The sequence below is a fragment of the Acinetobacter sp. 797_lipA genome (assembly GCF_058243025.1).
In genome coordinates this window covers 2,226,092-2,244,106 of record NZ_JBZAYQ010000001.1, presented here as the reverse complement: position 1 = coordinate 2,244,106, position 18,015 = coordinate 2,226,092, and the positions used below count along the sequence as shown (strand labels likewise).

At 38.1% G+C, this 18,015-nt stretch carries 18 protein-coding genes and 3 pseudogenes; 11 read left to right on the top strand and 10 right to left on the bottom strand.

The genetic code is table 11. The features are described 5' to 3' along the window. Positions 1-98: 98 nt before the first annotated feature. The 3 genes from AC4CU2_RS11010 to AC4CU2_RS11000 all read right to left on the bottom strand — a co-directional run bounded on the left by AC4CU2_RS11010 (position 99) and on the right by AC4CU2_RS11000 (position 1,885). Positions 99-485, bottom strand: coding sequence for an MCR_0457 family protein (locus AC4CU2_RS11010; protein WP_279698915.1), 387 nt, complete (start codon positions 483-485; stop codon positions 99-101). Positions 486-677: 192 nt separating this feature from the next. Beyond that, positions 678-1,052, bottom strand: a complete 375-nt coding sequence (locus tag AC4CU2_RS11005; protein WP_010326344.1) for an MCR_0457 family protein — start codon at positions 1,050-1,052, stop codon at positions 678-680. Between the two features lie 311 nt (positions 1,053-1,363). Then, entirely contained in the window at positions 1,364-1,885 is a 522-nt protein-coding gene (locus tag AC4CU2_RS11000; RefSeq protein WP_279698914.1) for a MerR family transcriptional regulator, read from the bottom strand. A gap of 337 nt (positions 1,886-2,222) precedes the next feature. Between AC4CU2_RS11000 and AC4CU2_RS10995 the strand changes: the two genes are divergently transcribed. Further along, a complete protein-coding gene (locus tag AC4CU2_RS10995) occupies positions 2,223-2,987 on the top strand; it encodes a COG4705 family protein (protein WP_087010640.1) in 765 nt (254 codons plus the stop codon). 182 nt (positions 2,988-3,169) lie between these two features. Here the strand turns inward: AC4CU2_RS10995 and AC4CU2_RS10990 are convergent, their stop codons facing one another. Next, positions 3,170-3,445, bottom strand: a complete 276-nt coding sequence (locus AC4CU2_RS10990; protein WP_151836993.1) for a putative quinol monooxygenase — start codon at positions 3,443-3,445, stop codon at positions 3,170-3,172. Between the two features lie 8 nt (positions 3,446-3,453). Further along, entirely contained in the window at positions 3,454-4,608 is a 1,155-nt protein-coding gene (locus tag AC4CU2_RS10985; RefSeq protein WP_490768834.1) for a catalase family protein, read from the bottom strand. A 246-nt stretch (positions 4,609-4,854) separates the two neighbouring features. Here AC4CU2_RS10985 and AC4CU2_RS10980 point away from each other — a divergent pair, with 246 nt between their 5' ends. Continuing rightward, positions 4,855-5,559 (top strand): DUF1003 domain-containing protein, encoded by a 705-nt coding sequence (locus AC4CU2_RS10980; protein ID WP_078388870.1) that lies wholly within the window; start codon positions 4,855-4,857, stop codon positions 5,557-5,559. 170 nt (positions 5,560-5,729) lie between these two features. On the opposite strand, the pseudogene AC4CU2_RS10975 reads toward AC4CU2_RS10980, so the two are convergent. Then, positions 5,730-5,840 (bottom strand): annotated as a pseudogene (locus AC4CU2_RS10975) (IS5/IS1182 family transposase); the annotation flags it as partial. Between the two features lie 164 nt (positions 5,841-6,004). Here AC4CU2_RS10975 and AC4CU2_RS10970 point away from each other — a divergent pair. Then, positions 6,005-6,364 (top strand): hypothetical protein, encoded by a 360-nt coding sequence (locus tag AC4CU2_RS10970; protein WP_125274682.1) that lies wholly within the window; start codon positions 6,005-6,007, stop codon positions 6,362-6,364. 36 nt (positions 6,365-6,400) lie between these two features. On the opposite strand, the gene AC4CU2_RS10965 is transcribed toward AC4CU2_RS10970, so the two are convergent. Next, positions 6,401-7,426: an IS30-like element ISAba125 family transposase gene (locus AC4CU2_RS10965; RefSeq protein ID WP_004994718.1), complete on the bottom strand. Its 1,026-nt coding sequence runs from the start codon at positions 7,424-7,426 to the stop codon at positions 6,401-6,403. 56 nt (positions 7,427-7,482) lie between these two features. Between AC4CU2_RS10965 and AC4CU2_RS10960 the strand changes: the two are divergent. Together AC4CU2_RS10960 and AC4CU2_RS10955 are read left to right on the top strand one after the other, a co-directional pair. Beyond that, a pseudogene (locus AC4CU2_RS10960) lies at positions 7,483-7,743 on the top strand (integrase core domain-containing protein); the annotation flags it as partial. A gap of 81 nt (positions 7,744-7,824) precedes the next feature. Then, positions 7,825-9,780: an alkyl/aryl-sulfatase gene (locus tag AC4CU2_RS10955; protein WP_000693745.1), complete on the top strand. Its 1,956-nt coding sequence runs from the start codon at positions 7,825-7,827 to the stop codon at positions 9,778-9,780. Positions 9,781-10,137: 357 nt separating this feature from the next. On the opposite strand, the gene AC4CU2_RS10950 is transcribed toward AC4CU2_RS10955, so the two are convergent. Both AC4CU2_RS10950 and AC4CU2_RS10945 read right to left on the bottom strand, forming a co-directional pair. Next, positions 10,138-11,163, bottom strand: a complete 1,026-nt coding sequence (locus tag AC4CU2_RS10950; RefSeq protein ID WP_010326927.1) for an IS30-like element ISAba125 family transposase — start codon at positions 11,161-11,163, stop codon at positions 10,138-10,140. Positions 11,164-11,365: 202 nt separating this feature from the next. After that, positions 11,366-11,662: pseudogene (locus tag AC4CU2_RS10945) on the bottom strand (Arm DNA-binding domain-containing protein); the annotation flags it as partial. Positions 11,663-11,798: 136 nt separating this feature from the next. Between AC4CU2_RS10945 and surE the strand changes: the two are divergent. The 3 genes from surE (at position 11,799) to AC4CU2_RS10930 (ending at position 14,566) form a co-directional block, all read left to right on the top strand. Then, positions 11,799-12,569 (top strand): 5'/3'-nucleotidase SurE, encoded by a 771-nt coding sequence (gene surE, locus AC4CU2_RS10940; RefSeq protein ID WP_087010648.1) that lies wholly within the window; start codon positions 11,799-11,801, stop codon positions 12,567-12,569. A 153-nt stretch (positions 12,570-12,722) separates the two neighbouring features. After that, positions 12,723-13,541, top strand: a complete 819-nt coding sequence (locus AC4CU2_RS10935) for a peptidoglycan DD-metalloendopeptidase family protein (protein WP_151835920.1) — start codon at positions 12,723-12,725, stop codon at positions 13,539-13,541. Positions 13,542-13,636: 95 nt separating this feature from the next. Further along, on the top strand, positions 13,637-14,566 hold the full coding sequence (locus tag AC4CU2_RS10930; protein ID WP_151835919.1) for a LysR family transcriptional regulator: 930 nt from the start codon (positions 13,637-13,639) through the stop codon (positions 14,564-14,566). Between the two features lie 207 nt (positions 14,567-14,773). Here the strand turns inward: AC4CU2_RS10930 and rsmI are convergent, their stop codons facing one another. Beyond that, positions 14,774-15,619: a 16S rRNA (cytidine(1402)-2'-O)-methyltransferase gene (gene rsmI / locus AC4CU2_RS10925; protein ID WP_490768833.1), complete on the bottom strand. Its 846-nt coding sequence runs from the start codon at positions 15,617-15,619 to the stop codon at positions 14,774-14,776. 331 nt (positions 15,620-15,950) lie between these two features. On the opposite strand from rsmI, the gene AC4CU2_RS10920 reads away from it, so the two are divergent. Genes AC4CU2_RS10920 through AC4CU2_RS10910 form a run of 3 tightly spaced genes read left to right on the top strand, consistent with a single transcriptional unit; the run spans position 15,951 to position 17,976 of the window. Then, the gene (locus tag AC4CU2_RS10920; protein WP_005399780.1) at positions 15,951-16,358 is read left to right on the top strand and encodes a YraN family protein; all 408 of its coding nucleotides are present in this window, start codon (positions 15,951-15,953) and stop codon (positions 16,356-16,358) included. A gap of 60 nt (positions 16,359-16,418) precedes the next feature. After that, entirely contained in the window at positions 16,419-17,102 is a 684-nt protein-coding gene (locus tag AC4CU2_RS10915; protein WP_010326352.1) for a BON domain-containing protein, read from the top strand. Further along, positions 17,092-17,976 (top strand): alpha/beta hydrolase, encoded by an 885-nt coding sequence (locus AC4CU2_RS10910; RefSeq protein ID WP_010326353.1) that lies wholly within the window; start codon positions 17,092-17,094, stop codon positions 17,974-17,976. The genes AC4CU2_RS10915 and AC4CU2_RS10910 overlap by 11 nt, the downstream gene beginning before the upstream one ends. Positions 17,977-18,015: the final 39 nt, after the last annotated feature.

Below are 18,015 nucleotides of genomic sequence, written 5' to 3'. Positions count from 1 at the left end.
TTTAGTATAAGCACGAGAGCTTTGCATTTTAGGACAAAGTTCTGCCGACTTCTACGGGAGAAATCGGCTTATTTCAAAGATATTGTAACCAATTGGTATTATTTGCTGTAAGTGCTCAATTCTTTACAAATTTCTTGGTTTTTCACTTTACCTGCTTTTTTCGCATCGGCTTGAGCTTCGGCTAAAATAGGCTTAAATTTTTTCTCTTTGCTGAGATTTTTGAGGTATTCGGTCGGGTTTTTCTGTTGTGGTAGATACTCTTTGGCCAAAGTGTTGTAGCCATTTTCAAACTGACTTTGGTCTGAAACGAGACTTGGACAAACTTCTGACAGGACATAAATTGCAGCCAACTCTTGCTGCGTCACTTGTTGCAGTGGAGTCACTTCAATATTTTCGTCTTTATTGGCTGCATGAGCCGAACCGATGGCAATCAAAGAAGAACCACAAACTGCCAAAATCACTTTTTTCATTACATTCAAATTCATTCTAAACCCTAAGTGCATATATGTTGTTGCCATAATAGGATGAGCTTAAACAAATTTTAAGTAAATGTAAGCGCAAAAATGTATAGAAGCTGTTGAAGTCGCTTCATCGTTTTTACATTTTTCAGTCCAATAAAAAAGGATGAATAACCCCATTATTCATCCTTTCTTTACGATATAGATGTAGAACTTGAATTAACCTTCAAAGTTTACAACGTCATCACATACTGACTTTTGTTCTGCTTTGTCAGTACCCTTTGCATCTGTACGAGCTTCTTTCAGAATCGATTGGTATTCGCTGTCTGACTGCAATTTTGCATAGGTCATCGATTTATCTGAGTAGTCTTGTAAATAGGTTTGAATTAAAGTTTGAATGTTGCTTTCAATTTTAGGGCCTTGACCCACCAAAGCAGGGCAAAATTCGGTCATGACTTGCGCTGCTGCAATATCTTCTTTCACAATGGTGTTGGCTTCTTCTGTGCTTAATCCCTCTAGTGCAAAAGCAGATTGAGAAATCATGATAGCCATGCCTAATCCGAAGAAATTACGTAATGTTAAGCTTTTAATCATTTTTAAAATCACATATTTATGGTGGATGCGGAGACTCAATATATATATTTTCAATTAGAATTCAATGAAAAGTTCTGACCAGTCATTTTTTAATAAAGTTTTTTGTTTTGGACCTTTTAATCGCCAATGATCATCCTAACGACTTCTAATCTTCAGTTTTGGCGGTCTTTAGGATGATCTGCTTGTTGGTGCAGGAATAATATTTAGGGATAAAAAATGCTTACGATAGGTAAGCAGTGAACTCAATAGCCCTTAGATGAGAGCCATTGGGTTTGATTTTCAAATGTTCAAATATTGAGAGCTAAAAAGCACTATAAGCTTCGAATAGCCGTAATCTCATCTTGTGTCATGTCGAGTGACTCTAAGAATTTTTGATGCTCCTCAGGTTCCATCTCTTCAAATTTTTGATGCCACTTAATCATATCTTCTTTTGATAAACCTGCTGCGATCATAATCTCTACCCATTTGGCTTTATTCACGAACTTTTCCTTTAATAAAATGGACTTTTTCAATAACTCAATGATGGCTTTTTGATGAGCTCTTAAGTTATTGATCTCTTGTTCCAATGCCCGAAAATGATTTTCCAAGATCTGCCTTTGGGATATGCTAAGTGGTTCTAAAAGCAAGCGAATATCTGAAATGGATAGTCCGTAAGACCGGTAAGAGATGATGCTTTTAAGACGCTCAATTTCACTTTCACCGTACCACCGGTATCCATTTTCAGCGATTAAGCTTGGTTTTAATAAACCCTGTTTCTCATAATAGAGAATAGTCGTTCTGGATAACCCGAGTTTTTTCGCTAAGCGAGATACAGTAAGCATAGTTTCCATCATTCGTTCATTGTTCCATTAAGCTAAACCCTTTACTTATAGACGGGTCAATCAGGTGAATTCAAAAATATCGCAAATAAATTGATGCGAATAGAACATTTGTCATGGCTTATTTTACAGCTGTCTTTACGGGTAGCGAGCGACAACATGAGCTTAGCTGTTTAACTCAGCTCAGCTTGCTTTTAAGTCAAATTAGAAAGCGAATGAAAAGTCTATAGATGTTGTGGTGTTGAAAGCCATAAACAGCCTCTATGGGCGAGGTCTTTGAAATTTAAGATTGATTTCAGTTGTGAGCACTATTATTCAGCATAGACAAAAGAATAAGGTTTGGGTGCGTATCATGACTGAAGAAAAAACACTGCATGAAGTGCTGAGCAAGGTGCCTGAAGTCACTTTGCTGTTTTGGATCATTAAAATTGCGGCAACAACACTGGGTGAAACAGCGGGGGATGCCTTATCCATGTCGCTTAATCTGGGGTATATCGTAAGTACAGGCATCTTCGCCATTATTTTTGCAATATTTGTTGCAGCACAGATTAAGGCCAAAAAATATAATGCATTTTTTTATTGGTCTACAATTATTGCAACAACAACTCTAGGGACAACTATAGCGGACTATGTTGATCGTACCTTAGGACTGGGCTATTTAGGTGGCAGTCTAATCTTATTTGGTTTGCTTATTTTATCTTTATTGGCGTGGTACTACAGCAGTGGGTCAATTGCGGTACAGAGTATTCAATCTTCTAAAAGTGAAGCGTTTTATTGGCTGACTATCATGTTTTCCCAAACATTGGGCACAGCGCTAGGGGATTGGACAGCAGATACGCAAGGTTTGGGCTATACCAGTGCCGCACTTATCTTTGGCGGTTTACTTTTATTGCTGACGATGCTTTATATGTGGACCAAAATCTCTAGAACTTTCTTATTTTGGGCTGCATTTGTACTCACGCGACCATTAGGTGCCGTACTGGGGGATTTCCTAGATAAGCCCATTAGTCACGGAGGGTTGGATCTGAGTCGATTTGGCGCATCCTTTGTTCTATGTGCTTTTATCGTCTTTTGTTTGGTGGCTTTTAAACCCAAAGCAGCAGCGATTGCTCACTAAAAAGCTCTTAGCTTTAACACCTGCTCAATGCATGATGATCCATACAAAAATCGCTATTCTTCATTGTGTTTTTTAGTACAGAACATTTTAAATTTTAAGGTCTGAATAGAGATAGCTTTCATTTGAGGGCTATTTCAAGTTTTAGTCATAGAAGTGTCATTTTATAGCTAGAAAGTTAAACCTTATTCACCCTCAGATATTTTATACTGTCGTTTAATATTTTGTGTTTTCACTCCCCAAATGGACGAGGCCGTTCTACTTTGGTGATGCTTAAAACTTTTCATGCTATCAAAAACTTCTAGCACCTCCCAGATAAAAGGGTCGTGGCTTTGCTTGACCTCAAAAGAAATGCAGCCTTCTTCTTGATGAGTTAATTCAATATGTTCTGGAAGGAGTTTCATCACCAGATGGACTTCTTCTTTAGACACACAGATTAATAGGCCATCGAGTTTAACCATAGGACTCCTTATTGATCTCCGACATTGTTAGCGTTTGTTTGTTTAGCCGAATTCATTTCATGTCTGACGCGACTAATCTGGTCATATATGACTTTGCGCATTCGGTTTATCGCACCCAGTGGTTTATGTTCAGCTAATGCATGCCATGGTGTAAAGGATAGGTTTTCACAAAACTTATTTTGCTCAGGGGTATCAAAAACTTGCTGAGGAATACGAATAGTGGCCACCTTATAGAAGGGAGCTTGGTCTTCTTTCCATTCCGTCATCGAGTCTTCAACAGACATTGCGCTGGATGTCCGAGGTTGTACTAAAAACTCCATGCAGGCATCACGATCTTGTAACGTCGTTCGAAGTGTCTCTCTTAAAAAGTCCTTTTGAGGAGTAGCTGGAATCGGGCTAACAACGCTTGAACATGCACGAGCAGAGTACTTTACTGCTTGACGATGATCGCCGACTCCTAACTGATAGGGAACCATAGACCAGTATCTGGTTTGCAGTGGATTTGAAATTTTATTTCTAGTGTTTAAGGCAATCCAAGTTCCTTTCGTTCCTAATGCAAAAGGGACATGCAGTTTTTTTAGAAATCGATCGCTATTGATATCTTGCATAAATGATAGATAACGAGCGGGGTCATTTACAAAGAATACAGGGTGATTGATCATGATTAAATCTTGCGTAGACGCAGGTTCATCTAAAAGGTTTTTCTCTGGCACGGCTAAAAGTTTGATCGCCATGCCGCGTGCATCTTTTTTTATATCCGCCTGTTTTGCATTACTCGATCCATTCGAAAAACGAATCCACGCTTGATAAGTTTTTCCTGGAATAAAAACACCATAAGCCATGTTTTGAGGCAATGTCTCATTTATTTTAAATTCTGCGCGTACGCAACCATGTGCTTTAGGATGTGCATCACGTAGCGCGATATCTGTGGCATATTGTTTTCGGATCGTCATTTCAATGATGTTCGCGATTTCTTTAGCAGTGGCGGCCTCATTCGGATAAAGGCTTTCATTTAGACCATGATCTACATCTGGGTATATAAAATCTTTAGGATAAGTCAACATTACAGGTGGTGTATTCGCTTCTACGTTAGCGGCGATACCTGTGAGTAATATGGCATGAAAAAGTAGACCTAAACGCATAGGCCTTGCGGAGTTAGGCATTGATTGTCTCCTTGCTCTAAAGCTGGATTTTTTTAATTTTTAGCCTGATGATATGGACTTGTTTAGTCTTATTTAAGACACAGAATTATGATTATATCTGTGGCATTTTTTTATTCATGGCTACTGTCTAGAAAAAACTTAATGAGGAGCTAATCTTAGAGGTGCTGAAAATTTGACATTGGTTTAAAATTTGTTCGATGATGTTTATCTCCCCAAAACCAATAATGATTATAAAAGAGAACGAACATGAGCGAAAAAAATCAAAGTCATGAATGTTTAGTCTGTGGGCAGAAATTCCTCATTAAAAATCTCATTCCTATGGGGGCAATACGAAAATCTATTACCGAAGAAATTTCACATGATTTTCCAGAATGGTCGCCTCAAAGTTATATATGCCAAGCAGACTTAACCAAATATCGAATTCAGTATGTTCATTCACTGTTAAAGTCTGAAAAGGGGGAGGTGACTGATCTTGAATATGAGGTGATTAAAAGTTTGCAACAACATGAAGTGATCACCAAAAATGTTGAAAATCAGTTGGATCAAAATTGGACTTTAGGGGAAAGGCTGGCAGATAAAATTGCGACCTTTGGTGGTAGTTGGGCTTTTCTTATGTGCTTTGCGACTTTCCTCGCCATTTGGATTATTGTCAATACAGTGGTCATGGTTACGCACCCTGCCGATCCATATCCCTTTATTTTATTAAATTTAATTTTATCCTGTATTGCAGCGATTCAAGCTCCTGTGATTATGATGAGCCAAAATAGACAGGAAGCCAAAGACAGATTGCGTTCGCAAAACGATTATAAAATTAATTTAAAGGCAGAGTTAGAAATTCAACACTTAAATGAAAAACTAGATCATCTGTTGATGCATCAGTGGAATAGGTTAGCCCAAATACAAGAAATACAACTGGATTTGTTATCCGAAATGAGTAAAAAACGCGAATAAATTGGCTCAATATACTCATACTTAAAGCGTGTTTTTATAATAGTGTATACTAGCTCAAACCTGAGCTGATAGTTACAGATATTTGCTTAAGACTGTTAGGTTAAATTTGAGCTAAATTCTTTTCAGCCCAAATACGTTTTTCATGGAGTAATGTTGCAAATGGCATTCTGCCATTGAGTGGTAGGATTAAACCAAATTAATATATTTACTCGATTGATTAAGGCTTGATTATAAGAGGATCAATTCGTTGAGCGATAAAATTTAGTTATAGGTTTATTCATTTGGAAATTATATTTCTGAATAAGCTGTCAAAAATAGGTTTGTACAACAAAGCCGTGTAGAAATAGAACGTTTAATAAGATATGAGTTCTTCTAAGTTTTTAATTAAATATTTAAATCATTTTTTTATATTTGATTTTATGAATGTGTTGTGATAAGGGGTAATGTGAAATTTATAATATATCCAATTTTAATAATGGTTATTATTCAACCTTTTATTAGTGATTATTTTTTTGAAAAAAGAGCAAGACAGTTGGCGCTAGATGATAAAAATATTATTAGGGGGTGCTTGTTCTTAGAGAAAAAATATCGTCATAGAAATAGTAGTGATTTTTTATTATATGATGTGAATATTGATGGTAAAGTTTATAGTACCATGGATATAAGTATTAGTGGTTTTCCATATTACGCTAAACAATTTACTTTTGAAAGAAAAATGGATGTCAATATTTCTTGTTATAAGATTGAATATGTAAAAGTTGGTTATTGGTTTTTTGAAAGGAGGTATATATATGATTTATCTTAATGAAAATAATATGAATGTTTTTTAAAGGTGGCGAATTCAAACATGAGGTGCGACAGTTTCAAAAGCCATATGATAATCAACAAGCTGAGCAAATTTCTCTAATGGTGTAAGCCAATCTAACGCCTTTCTAGGACGAGTATTCAGTGACATGGCAACTTGATTTAAATAATGCTGATCTGCCTGATTTAAATCAATCCCTTTAGGTAAATATTGCCTAATTAAACCATTCATATTTTCGCATGTGCCTTTTTGCCAAGGTGAATGTGGGTCACAGAAATATACATCTATGCCTAAATCTTCTTCGAGTATTTTATGTTCTGACATCTCGCGTCCACGGTCATAGGTCAACGTTTTACGCAGTTCTGCAGGTAAATATTTCAGAGCTTCAGTTAAAGCCTTGCGCACTGATTCTGCCTTTGCATCAGGTAATGTTGCCAAGATACAGAGCCGTGTATTTCGTTCAATAAGTGTTGCTATCGAACTTTTATTGTCTTTACCTTTAATTAAATCAGCTTCCCAATGACCCGGTATTTTTCTTTCTTGAACTTCGGCTGGGCGCTCATGAATAGTTTTAATATCCTGTAATATAGAATCTTTTTTAGGTTCACCGTTAGCTTTTCGCTTTTTATTTTCATGACGCAGACAGGATAATAAGTCTTTTTTCAACTCACCCTTTGGTAATGCTCGTATCGTTGAATAAATCGTTGTATGGCTTACATTCATTGTTTGATCCAAATCAGGAAATGTCTTTAAACGCTTTGCTATTTGCTGAGGAGACCATAAACAACGGATCGCTTCAACAATAAATTTCCAGAGGATTGAATCGATTTTGAGTTTTCTGTGACCACGTCTACGTCTAGCGAAGGTGTTATCAGAAGCATATCGAGCTTGATAAACGTCATTGATGCTATTTCTTTTAAGCTCACGATAGATCGTACTAGGATGTCTTTTAATGAGTTCAGCAAATTTTCTGGCTGAAAAGCCTTCTTTTCTTGACTCAAGCATTAATGCAGTACGATCTTCAAAGTTAAGATGATGGTATGACAATTTTATATACTCCATAAACCCTTTAAATTAATTAGGTGGTTTATGTCGCACTTCAAGTTTTACTCTGCCATGTATTGAAATCAAATGACATCCAAATCAGCATGGATGGTAAAGGTCGATGGGTTGATAATGTGATGGTTGAACGATTATGGCGGAGCGTTAAATATGAAGAGGTGTATCTCAAAGCCTACAGCAATGTTTTGGATGCGAAGAAGCAATTAAACGCATATTTTGAATTTTATAATTTGAAACGACCTCATTCGAGTCTGGACAAAATGACTCCAGATGAGTTTTACTATGACCAGCTACCACAACAAAATAAGGTAGCTTAACTAGAGCAGAGTATCACTTATAAATAAGCTTTTAGTTGTTCAAACATGTGGGACCACCTCTATTTAAAAAAAGGAAAGAAGATGAAAATTAAGTTTTTAACAGTTTCATTGATGCTTATTCTGCCATTTTCTGTTTTTGCAGCAAATACTGTAGTAGAAAAAGCGGTCATTGAATCAAATAATACATATAAGGCGAAGTATAACTTAGAGGATATGACTGAGTTTAATCAGGCTCAAAAGGGCTTTATTGCCAAGCCAACAGGTCAAATTAAAAGTGAGAAAGGCAATGTTATCTGGGATTTTGATGCATTTAGTTTTTTACAAGATCAAGCACCAAATACCGTTAATCCCACTCTATGGCGACAAGCAAAATTAAACAACAATGTTGGGCTATTTAAAGTAACAGATCGAGTTTGGCAAATTCGTGGTTTTGATTTGGCAAATATGACCATCATTCAGGGTGATACTGGCTGGATTATTGTGGATACATTAACCTCTAAAGAAACGGCTGAAGCAGCACTTAAATTTGCTAGACAGCATTTAGGTGAGCAAAAAATTTCAGCCATTATCTTTACCCATAGCCATATCGATCATTTTGGTGGTGCATTAGGCGTTCTTTCTAGCGAAGAAATTAACGCTAGAAAAACTCCAATTATTGCGCCAAAAGGCTTTATGGAAGAAGCGACCAGTGAAAATGTGATGGCAGGTTCAGCCATGATACGTCGTGCGACTTATATGTATGGAACTTTTCTACCTAAAAATGCGGAAGGATTGGTGGATACAGGTTTAGGTAAGGCTGTTGCTGTGGGAAAAATGGGCATCCTTGAGCCTACACAACTGATCACTCAACCAGAACAGAAAATGACGGTTGATGGCTTGGATTTTGTGTTTTATAACGTGCCGGGTTCAGAAGCACCAGCAGAATTAACGTTCTCTATCCCATCATTGAAACTTTATAACGGCGCAGAAATTCTATCTCATACCATGCATAATCTTTATACCCTTCGGGGTGCTAAAGTCCGTGATGCCTTAAAATGGGTGGGCTATCTAGACCAAGCAATGCAGCATGCCAAAGCATCCGATGTATTGATTGCACAGCATCATTGGCCTGTCTGGGGCAATGACAATATTCAAGATTTTATTAAAACCCAGCGAGATGTTTATAAGTTCACGCATGATCAGACGGTGAGATATATGAACTCTGGTTTTAATGGCGCTGAAATTGCCGAAAAAATTAAGCTTCCAGCGGCACTTGATCAAAAACTATATGCTCATGGCTATTATGGAACCCTAAAACATAATGTAAAAGCAGTATACCAATATTATATGGGATGGTTCGATGCCCATCCTTCCAATTTAGATCCATTACCCCCTAAAGCTGTTGCAAAAAAATATATTGAGTTAGCAGGTGGGGAGAACAATGCATTGAAAAATGCGCGGGATGCCTACGCTCAAGCTGACTATAGATGGGCTGCCGAGATTTTAAAACATATTGTGTTGAATAACCCTCAAAACCAACAAGCAAAAGACTTATTGGCGAATACTTATCGTCAATTGGGCTATGCTGCTGAGGCTTCAACTTGGCGTAATTTCTTTTTGGTGGGCGCTCAAGAGCTACAAAATAATGTACCCCTACAAAATACTTCTGATCCGAGTGATTTATTGATTCATACACCAACTGAAAGATTTCTTGAAGCTATGGCGACAAATTTAGATGTGGAAAATTTAAAAAATGAAAACCAGTGTATCAATCTGGTTTTGTCGGATACCAAAGAGCATTTTTCATTATGGGTTGAAAACTCAGTCATGCAGTTTAAGCGTTATGATGAAAGTAAAGATTTGGCATTGGATTGCCCTACATTAACCTTAACCAAGCCCTTATATCTAAAAATGATTACAGGTCAAATAGAAGGGGTAAAAGTCCTGCTTTCTAAAGACAGTAAAGTCAAAGGTAATCCACTGAAAATTGGAAAATTCTTTGCAATGTTTAAACGTCCAGATTCAATTTTCCCGATTGTGACTCGACCAAATGGCTAAGCTCAAATAAGTAAAGTCGAAACTTAAATTAATAGATCCAAAGAAATGGGTGAAATTATCAACTTGGTTCTCCCAATCTTATAACAGGAATACAAGAAATTATTTCTTGTATTCCTCTTTAAAATTAAAAGTAAGCTATATGTATTTTAACTCTATTGATACTTTATTAAATGGTTTTTGAATTTTTATACTTTATTTTCGATGGAGATATTTTTATTAGTAGCTTGTTTAAAAAAGATTTGTTTATTTTTCTATTAATTGCTTCTAAATAATAACTTCAATATTTTTGTGGTTAAAAGGCAAGGGGGTATTATGATGTGTTTTTTATTGAAAATAAGCTTTTATATTAGGGCGAATTCAAACATGAGGTGCGACAGTTTGAAAAGTCTTATGATAATCAACAAGCTGAGCAAATTTCTCTAATGGTGTAAGCCAATCTAACGCTTTTCTAGGACGAGTATTCAGTGACATGGCAACTTGATTTAAATAATGCTGATCTGCCTGATTTAAATCAATCCCTTTAGGTAAATATTGCCTAATTAAACCATTCATATTTTCGCATGTGCCTTTTTGCCAGGGTGAATGTGGGTCACAGAAATATACATCTATGCCTAAATCTTCTTCAAGTATTTTATGTTCTGCCATCTCGCGTCCACGGTCATAGGTCAACGTTTTACGCAGTTCTGCAGGTAAATATTTCAGAGCTTCAGTTAAAGCCTTGCGCACTGATTCTGCCTTTGCATCAGGTAATGTTGCCAAGATACAGAGCCGTGTATTTCGTTCAATAAGTGTTGCTATCGAACTTTTATTGTCTTTACCTTTAATTAAATCAGCTTCCCAATGACCCGGTATTTTTCTTTCTTGAACTTCGGCTGGGCGCTCATGAATAGTTTTAATATCCTGTAATATAGAATCTTTTTTAGGTTCACCGTTAGCTTTTCGCTTTTTATTTTCATGACGCAGACAGGATAATAAGTCTTTTTTCAACTCACCCTTTGGTAATGCGCGTATCGTTGAATAAATCGTTGTATGGCTTACATTCATTGTTTGATCCAAATCAGGAAATGTCTTTAAACGCTTTGCTATTTGCTGAGGAGACCATAAACAACGGATCGCTTCAACAATAAATTTCCAGAGGATTGAATCGATTTTGAGTTTTCTGTGACCACGTCTACGTCTAGCGAAGGTGTTATCAGAAGCATATCGAGCTTGATAAACGTCATTGATGCTATTTCTTTTAAGCTCACGATAGATCGTACTAGGATGTCTTTTAATGAGTTCAGCAAATTTTCTGGCTGAAAAGCCTTCTTTTCTTGACTCAAGCATTAATGCAGTACGATCTTCAAAGTTAAGATGATGGTATGACAATTTTATATACTCCATAAACCCTTTAAATTAATTAGGTGGTTTATGTCGCACTTCAAGTTTTACTCTGCCGGTTTTAGGCTTGGTTAGGTTTTTAAAATAGTTTTTTTTGATTTTTTATAAATATAGATGAATTAACATGAGTAAAGTTGGAGGTGAAATAAGTAATGTTTTAGAGATAAGCTGTGATACAGTAGATAGTGAACTAGCGAATGCAGTTAGCAGTAAAAGTATTGGATGAGGCCGTAACAGATTCTGCCTTCTTTTTCTTTTTTCATCAACAGGGTTTATATCGTCTTTTAACAAGGCCCTAGATTCATCTTTCTTTTCACGGGCCTCTGCAAGTGAAACAATAGGATATTCACCAAAACTTACCGTTCCTTCCTCTTAATGTATATTTGAATCGCCAGATTTTCTTGCCAGTGGGTCTAACTTCAATGTATAACCTTTCTGCATCAAGCACTCTATATACTTTTTCTTTAGACTTTAGTGATTTTATTTTAGTATCTGATAGCATTAAGTTACCCGCAAAAGTCCCCGTTTTTTTTGACAGATTAGTGCGAACTAATACAGACTAAAATAGATTAAATTTAAAGTTAAATAAAGATTTATATATATTTTCTAAATTAATATAGATTTAAGAAGATCCATCAGTGAATATTTTAATAGCTAATGACGATGGTGTTTTTGCACCAGGTATTCAAGCGCTCGCACATGCTTTACGTCCATTAGGTCGCGTGGTGATTGTAGCACCTGAAAGTGAACGCAGTGGTTTTTCCAGTGCTTTAACTTTAGATCGACCTTTACGTCCAATCGAAATTGCATCCGACATGTGGGCAGTCAATGGTACACCCGCGGACTGTGTCTATTTGTCCATGAATGGCTTATTTGACTTTGAGTTTGATCTGGTTGTTAGTGGCATCAATAGCGGGGCAAACTTGGGTGATGATGTACTCTACTCAGGTACAGTTGGAGCAGCCTTTGAAGGGCGTCTAATGAAACAGCCAGCCATTGCGGTATCACTTGCGGGCCCTGAAGTCCGTTCGTACAACCGCCCAGAAGATTATCATCATGCGGCACAGTGGGTGCATGACTTTGTGAAACAAGGCTTGCCAGCACTACCACCACGCCATATTTTAAATATTAATATTCCAGATGTGGCTGAGTTACAGGGCGCTAAAATTACCTATCAAGGACGTCGTCGTCAGTCTAAGCCGATTACCAGTCATGTTGACCCACGTGGTCGTCAAGTGTACTGGATTGGGCTTGCAGGTGAAGCTGTGGCGGAACCGAAAAGAGGCTATGATGAGGTGGAGTCAGACTTTTTCGCCGTGGCAAATGGTTTTGTCAGTATTACGCCTATTCAGATGGATGCAACCAACTATGAAGTTTTGCATGCATTACAAGGGCAAATAAGTGCTTAAAAGGCGCTACAGCTGAGCAATACAAGGAATGTATTCAGCTGTTTGTTATAACTTTGTGAAAATACGCGCAGAGATACTATTTTCACATACTTTTTTGCTAATCTTAGCGCAAATTAAACTGATTATTTTTTGTATTTTTAGAGAGTAAGATAAATGTCTGTGTTGTCTCAAATTCGTTTCATTGCAATTCCTACAGCACTACTGAAAACCGTCGTGTTATCCACTGCTGTAGTTTCAACTGTTATTTTGAGTGGTTGTGCTTCTAAACCACAGGTTAACAATGCAACACGTTTTGCGAAAGCACCAGACTATTATACAGTTCGTTCAGGCGACACGCTGAGCGGTATTGCAACTCGTTATGGGCTGAGTTATACCTCTGTTGCAGACATGAATGATATTGCTGCGCCGTATCGTATTTATGTGGGGCAGTCATTACGTTTAAAAGCCTCTGGTAGCCCACGAACAACTACGACGCAACCTATTACACAAACGGCTCCAATTCAACGTCAAAATGTTGGTCTCCCGAGTCAAAATACGACCACCACAACCACAACAACTCCTGCTAAAGTACCGATCGCACCTGTTGCGAGCTCGAAAAGTTCAACTTTACGCTGGGTAAAACCAAGTAATGGCGCGGTTTTGCAAGGTTATAATTTAGCAAATAATGTAAAAGGTATTCGCTATGCTGGTAACCAAGGTGATCCAATTTATGCAGCAGCAGATGGCCAAGTGGTGTATGCAGCAGACGGATTGAAAGAATATGGGAACTTAATTTTGGTTAAGCATATTGATGGTTATATCACAGCATATGCACACAACAGTGCGATGAATGTGAAGAGCGGTCAAAATGTGACGGCAGGACAGAAAATTGCTGAAATGGGATCCACAGGTGCAACGCGCACCATGTTAGAGTTCCAAGTACGCTTAGATGGCAAGCCAATCAATCCGACTATAGTTTTACCATTAAATTAAAAAATCTGGATGCAACGCAAAAAATTCACCGTATAATACAATGAGTTGTTTTTATCAAATAGATGAAAACTTCTCATGAATCCAGAGAGAATTTTATGTTAGATCAACTACGGGCAATGGGTGTTTTTGCTTGTGTTGTTGAAAAGAGTTCATTTAGTGGTGCCGCGCGTGAGTTAGGCATCACTACAAGTGCTGTGAGTCAGCAAATTCGTTCTTTAGAGCAAGAGATGGAAGTTGTTCTTTTACATCGCTCAACAAGAAAGTTGAATTTAACTGAAGCAGGCCAGGCTTTTTTCCACAGCTGTCAAGAAATGCTCGCCGCTGCTGAACGTGGCAAAATACGTATCAATGAATTGCGCGATGATCTCGTGGGTGAGCTGCGAATAGCCACTACGCCAGAGTTAGGTGCCAATCATGTGATTCCTGCTTTGTCGCATTGGATGTCTGCACATCGCGGATTATCTATTCATATTGAAGCAGATAATCATTATGTGGATTTGATGAATGGGCGAATTGATATTGCCTTAAGAATGAGCCCAACAGTTGACGATCAAAGCGTACATGTCGTGCCATTGGCGCGCGTGGAACAGATTTTGGTTGCTTCACCGAGCTATTTGAATCAGTCTGCACCAATTTCACGACCTGAAGATTTGAAAAATCATGATCTTATTCCGATCACGATTATGAAAAATAATCATGATTTTGATTTTAAAAATGTGGTGACAGGTGACGCGGTTAAACTTGACATGAAATCAAGAGTAGCCAGTAATAATATTTTAGTGACAAAGACTTTATGTCAACATGGGCATGGGGTTGCACGTATTTTATATTTGGATGTGCAAAAAGAATTGGTTAACGGTTCTTTAGTGGAAGTTCTTCCAGAGTGGAAGCTCCCTAACTTTACGCTATATGCCATCATTTCAAAGCATGAACAACAGCCGATGAAGATCCATCGTTGTTTGGATGCCTTGAAACAATACTTTTGCCAACTACCCGGCGGTCGTATTTACCAAGAAGCAAGCTAATTCGATAGAGATTGTAACTGACGATCAGTCAACCCATACACATGCTTATAAATTTTAAATGACATAACTACATAATTTGAGTTAAGCGGTTCGCATGGAACCGCTTAACATGGAGAGCAGCAGAGAAAGGCCAAAGCACTTACGTCTGTTGCTCTTTATTTTTTCATTCAAAACAATAACAATACTTTTATTTCAAGCTACCGAAGCCTATTCAGCCTGATTTTGAGTTAGTTCTAAAGCGCGTTGGTATGCAATTTTCTTTTTGATGCCGGTCAAATCAGCCGCTAACTGTGATGCAGCTTTCACTGACAAATCTTGTAAGAGACGCATTAAAAGCTGGTCGAGTTTTTCTTGTGCCATATCTTTCTCAGTGGTCGCGCCACCGACGACCAGCACAATTTCACCTTTTTGTTGATGATGATCATTTGCAATAAATTCAACCAACTCACCTAAAGTCATCTTCTTGATGGTCTCAAAGGTTTTGGTAATTTCACGGGCAAAACCGACAGGGCGGTCAGCACCAAAGACTTTGGCCATGTCGCTGACACTGTCTAAAATACGATGTGGTGCTTCATAAAAAATCAGGGTTTGTGTTTCGTCTTTGAGTTTTTCCAAACTAGCCAGTCGTTGGGTTTGTTTCGAGGACACAAAACCTTCAAAGCTGAAACGGTCACTGGGTAAGCCCACTGAGCTTAAAGCAGCAATCGCAGCACATGCGCCCGGTACAGGAATTACGCGGATATTATGCTCTTGTGCGGCACGAACCAATTTAAAGCCTGGATCACTGATAAGAGGTGTTCCTGCATCACTGATAAGCGCCATATCTTCACCTTTCAACAAACGCTGAATGAGGATATCAATTTTGTTGCTTTCGTTATGATCGTGGCATGCGGTAAGCGGTGTTTGAATATTAAAGTGTTTCAGTAATTGCGCCGAAGTTCGTGTATCCTCAGCAGCAATGATTTTGACTGATTTTAGTACATCAATTGCGCGGTAAGTCATGTCATCTAAGTGCCCAATAGGGGTTGCGACTACAAATAACTGGGCACTCATGGGTTTTCTCCGCGCTGCAAAATAATAAAATAATAGGTTGGCTTGAGTGCTTTGATGCATTCAACCGATACCGCGATAAGCATTCTACCTGAATTGTCCGTCGTGGCGTGAGCTAGAATGTTGTCGGCGATGGATTTGCAGGAGTTGGTAAGACATTCGACTGAAATCTAAACGCCAAGAAAGCTTTAAAACGTAGAATGAAATGAATTGATTGGTTCGAGAGACTCACAGCAGCGGTTTTAAGCATCAAGGCGTGAGATTTTTGATCGATATTTAGTTTTTCGAAATGTGATGATTAAAAAAATAAAAACGAAGTAGGGAAGATAAAGAGATGAAACTGGGACAATGGGCAGAGCAACAAGCTTTGACTGTGCTAGAAGAACAGGGTTATGTTCATGTGCAGTCCAATTATCATTCGCGCTTTGGTGAAATTGATCTGATTGTACAAAAAGGGCAGGAATTGGTTTTTGTTGAGGTCAAAGCACGCTCAAAAACGCGTTTTGCGCAGGCTATTGAAACAATTTCCTATTCAAAACAACGTAAAATAGCCAAAACGGCGATGTTATTTTTACAAGATCATCCACATTTCCAGCAATATTATTGCCGCTTTGATGTGATTTGTTTTGATTTTTTTAAAGAAATTGCAAAAACCATACAGCAAGATTTTTCAAAATTCACTTATGATCAGCAATGGATAGAAAATGCTTTTACTTTTGATCAAGACTTTATTAATCTTTGAACAAAATCAAAGCTGAAATGCTGAATTAAAATAGTTTGAAAAGTTGAGGAGTCTTGCTGAGTGTTCAATCGTATTGCAATGACCGTATTATGCGTCGCAAGTTTATCTGGATGTGCAAGTTTCATTTCGGGTGGGACAGGAACAGCCGCTGTAGGAACAGAAAGCGGTGCACGTTCATTAGGGCAGGTCTTTATTGACTCTTCAATTGAGCGTACTGCAAAAATTAACTTATATAAATTGGACAGTCGTTTTAAACAGTCACGTGTCAATATCGAAAGTTTTCATGGCAATGTCTTATTAACAGGACAAGTACCCGATCAACACTTACGTCAATTGGCTGAAGACAATGTACGGGCGATGTCGGACGTCAAAACCGTGCATAACTACATTACAGTTGGAAACCAAATTAGTTATAGCACCATCATGCAAGACACCTCAGTTACAGCAAATACACGTGGCTTGATCATGAAAGCTGCTGTTGTTTCAGATGCGAAAGTGCGTATTCACACCGAAGATGGCGTGTTATATGTGATGGGACGTTTAAATGGTGCTGAAATTACCGATTTAAACCAAGTGTTACAGCAAGTGGGGAATGTGACTAAAATTATCACACTGGTGGATAATATAGAGCAACAGACGCAAACGACCAGTGCATTTGCATCACCAATGATTAATTCAACACCGACAGAGCAAACGCCTGTTGCGATAGACCCAGACCAAGTTGAGCCAAATAATGTTCAATAAGCTTCAGCCTTTTGTTCAAAGACTGAATCGTTCGGTAGAGTATGCAAGATTACTCTATCGTGACTTTCGTATTTATGATGTCGGTAGTTATGCCCTTAACCGTTTAACACCGCGTAAGGGTTATTCGGTCCAAGAAAATGTAGCTTATGGGTTACGCGCACGACACCGTTTAGATCTCTTTCGCACGCAAACACCGCGTGAACACCGTCCTCTAATTGTATTTGTGCATGGTGGCGCATGGATGCATGGTGATAAAAAAGATTATCGTTTTATTGGTGAAGCCTTTGCCAAAGAGGGCTTTGATGTGGCTGTAATTAACTACCACTTGGCGCCTGAGCATATTTTTCCTGCCTCTATTGATGATCTCAGCTTGGCTTTAAATTATCTCAATGTACATCAGCTTAAATATCAAATTTCGACTGAAAAAGTGGTGTTGATGGGGCATTCTGCGGGCGCGTTTAATGTGATGTCTGCGCTCTATCATCCGAAGCCATATGAAATACAATGCCGCAGTCAAATTACTGCTATTATTGGTTTGGCAGGCCCTTATCATTTTGACTATAAAGGTGATCCAATTTGTGCGGATGCTTTTGATCAGAACAGACCTTATCAAGAAGTGATGCCATATTATTTCGTCGAGTCGAATAGGGTTAAACATTATCTGTTGGTTGCTGAGAATGATGATGTTGTTGGGTTAAGCAATGCTGTTGATTTGGATCGTAGGTTGAAAGAAAAAGGCAACTACAGTCAACTTTGGACGGTGCCACGCATTGGTCATATTTCAATGATTGGTTCAGTATCGAGTTTGTTTAGTCGTTACTTCACGACCAAGCAAAAAATTATGCAGGCGCTCGAGGATGCGCTTAAGCACTAATTAGGTTTTAAAGTGTATTTGTTGTAGCGATGGTGAGTG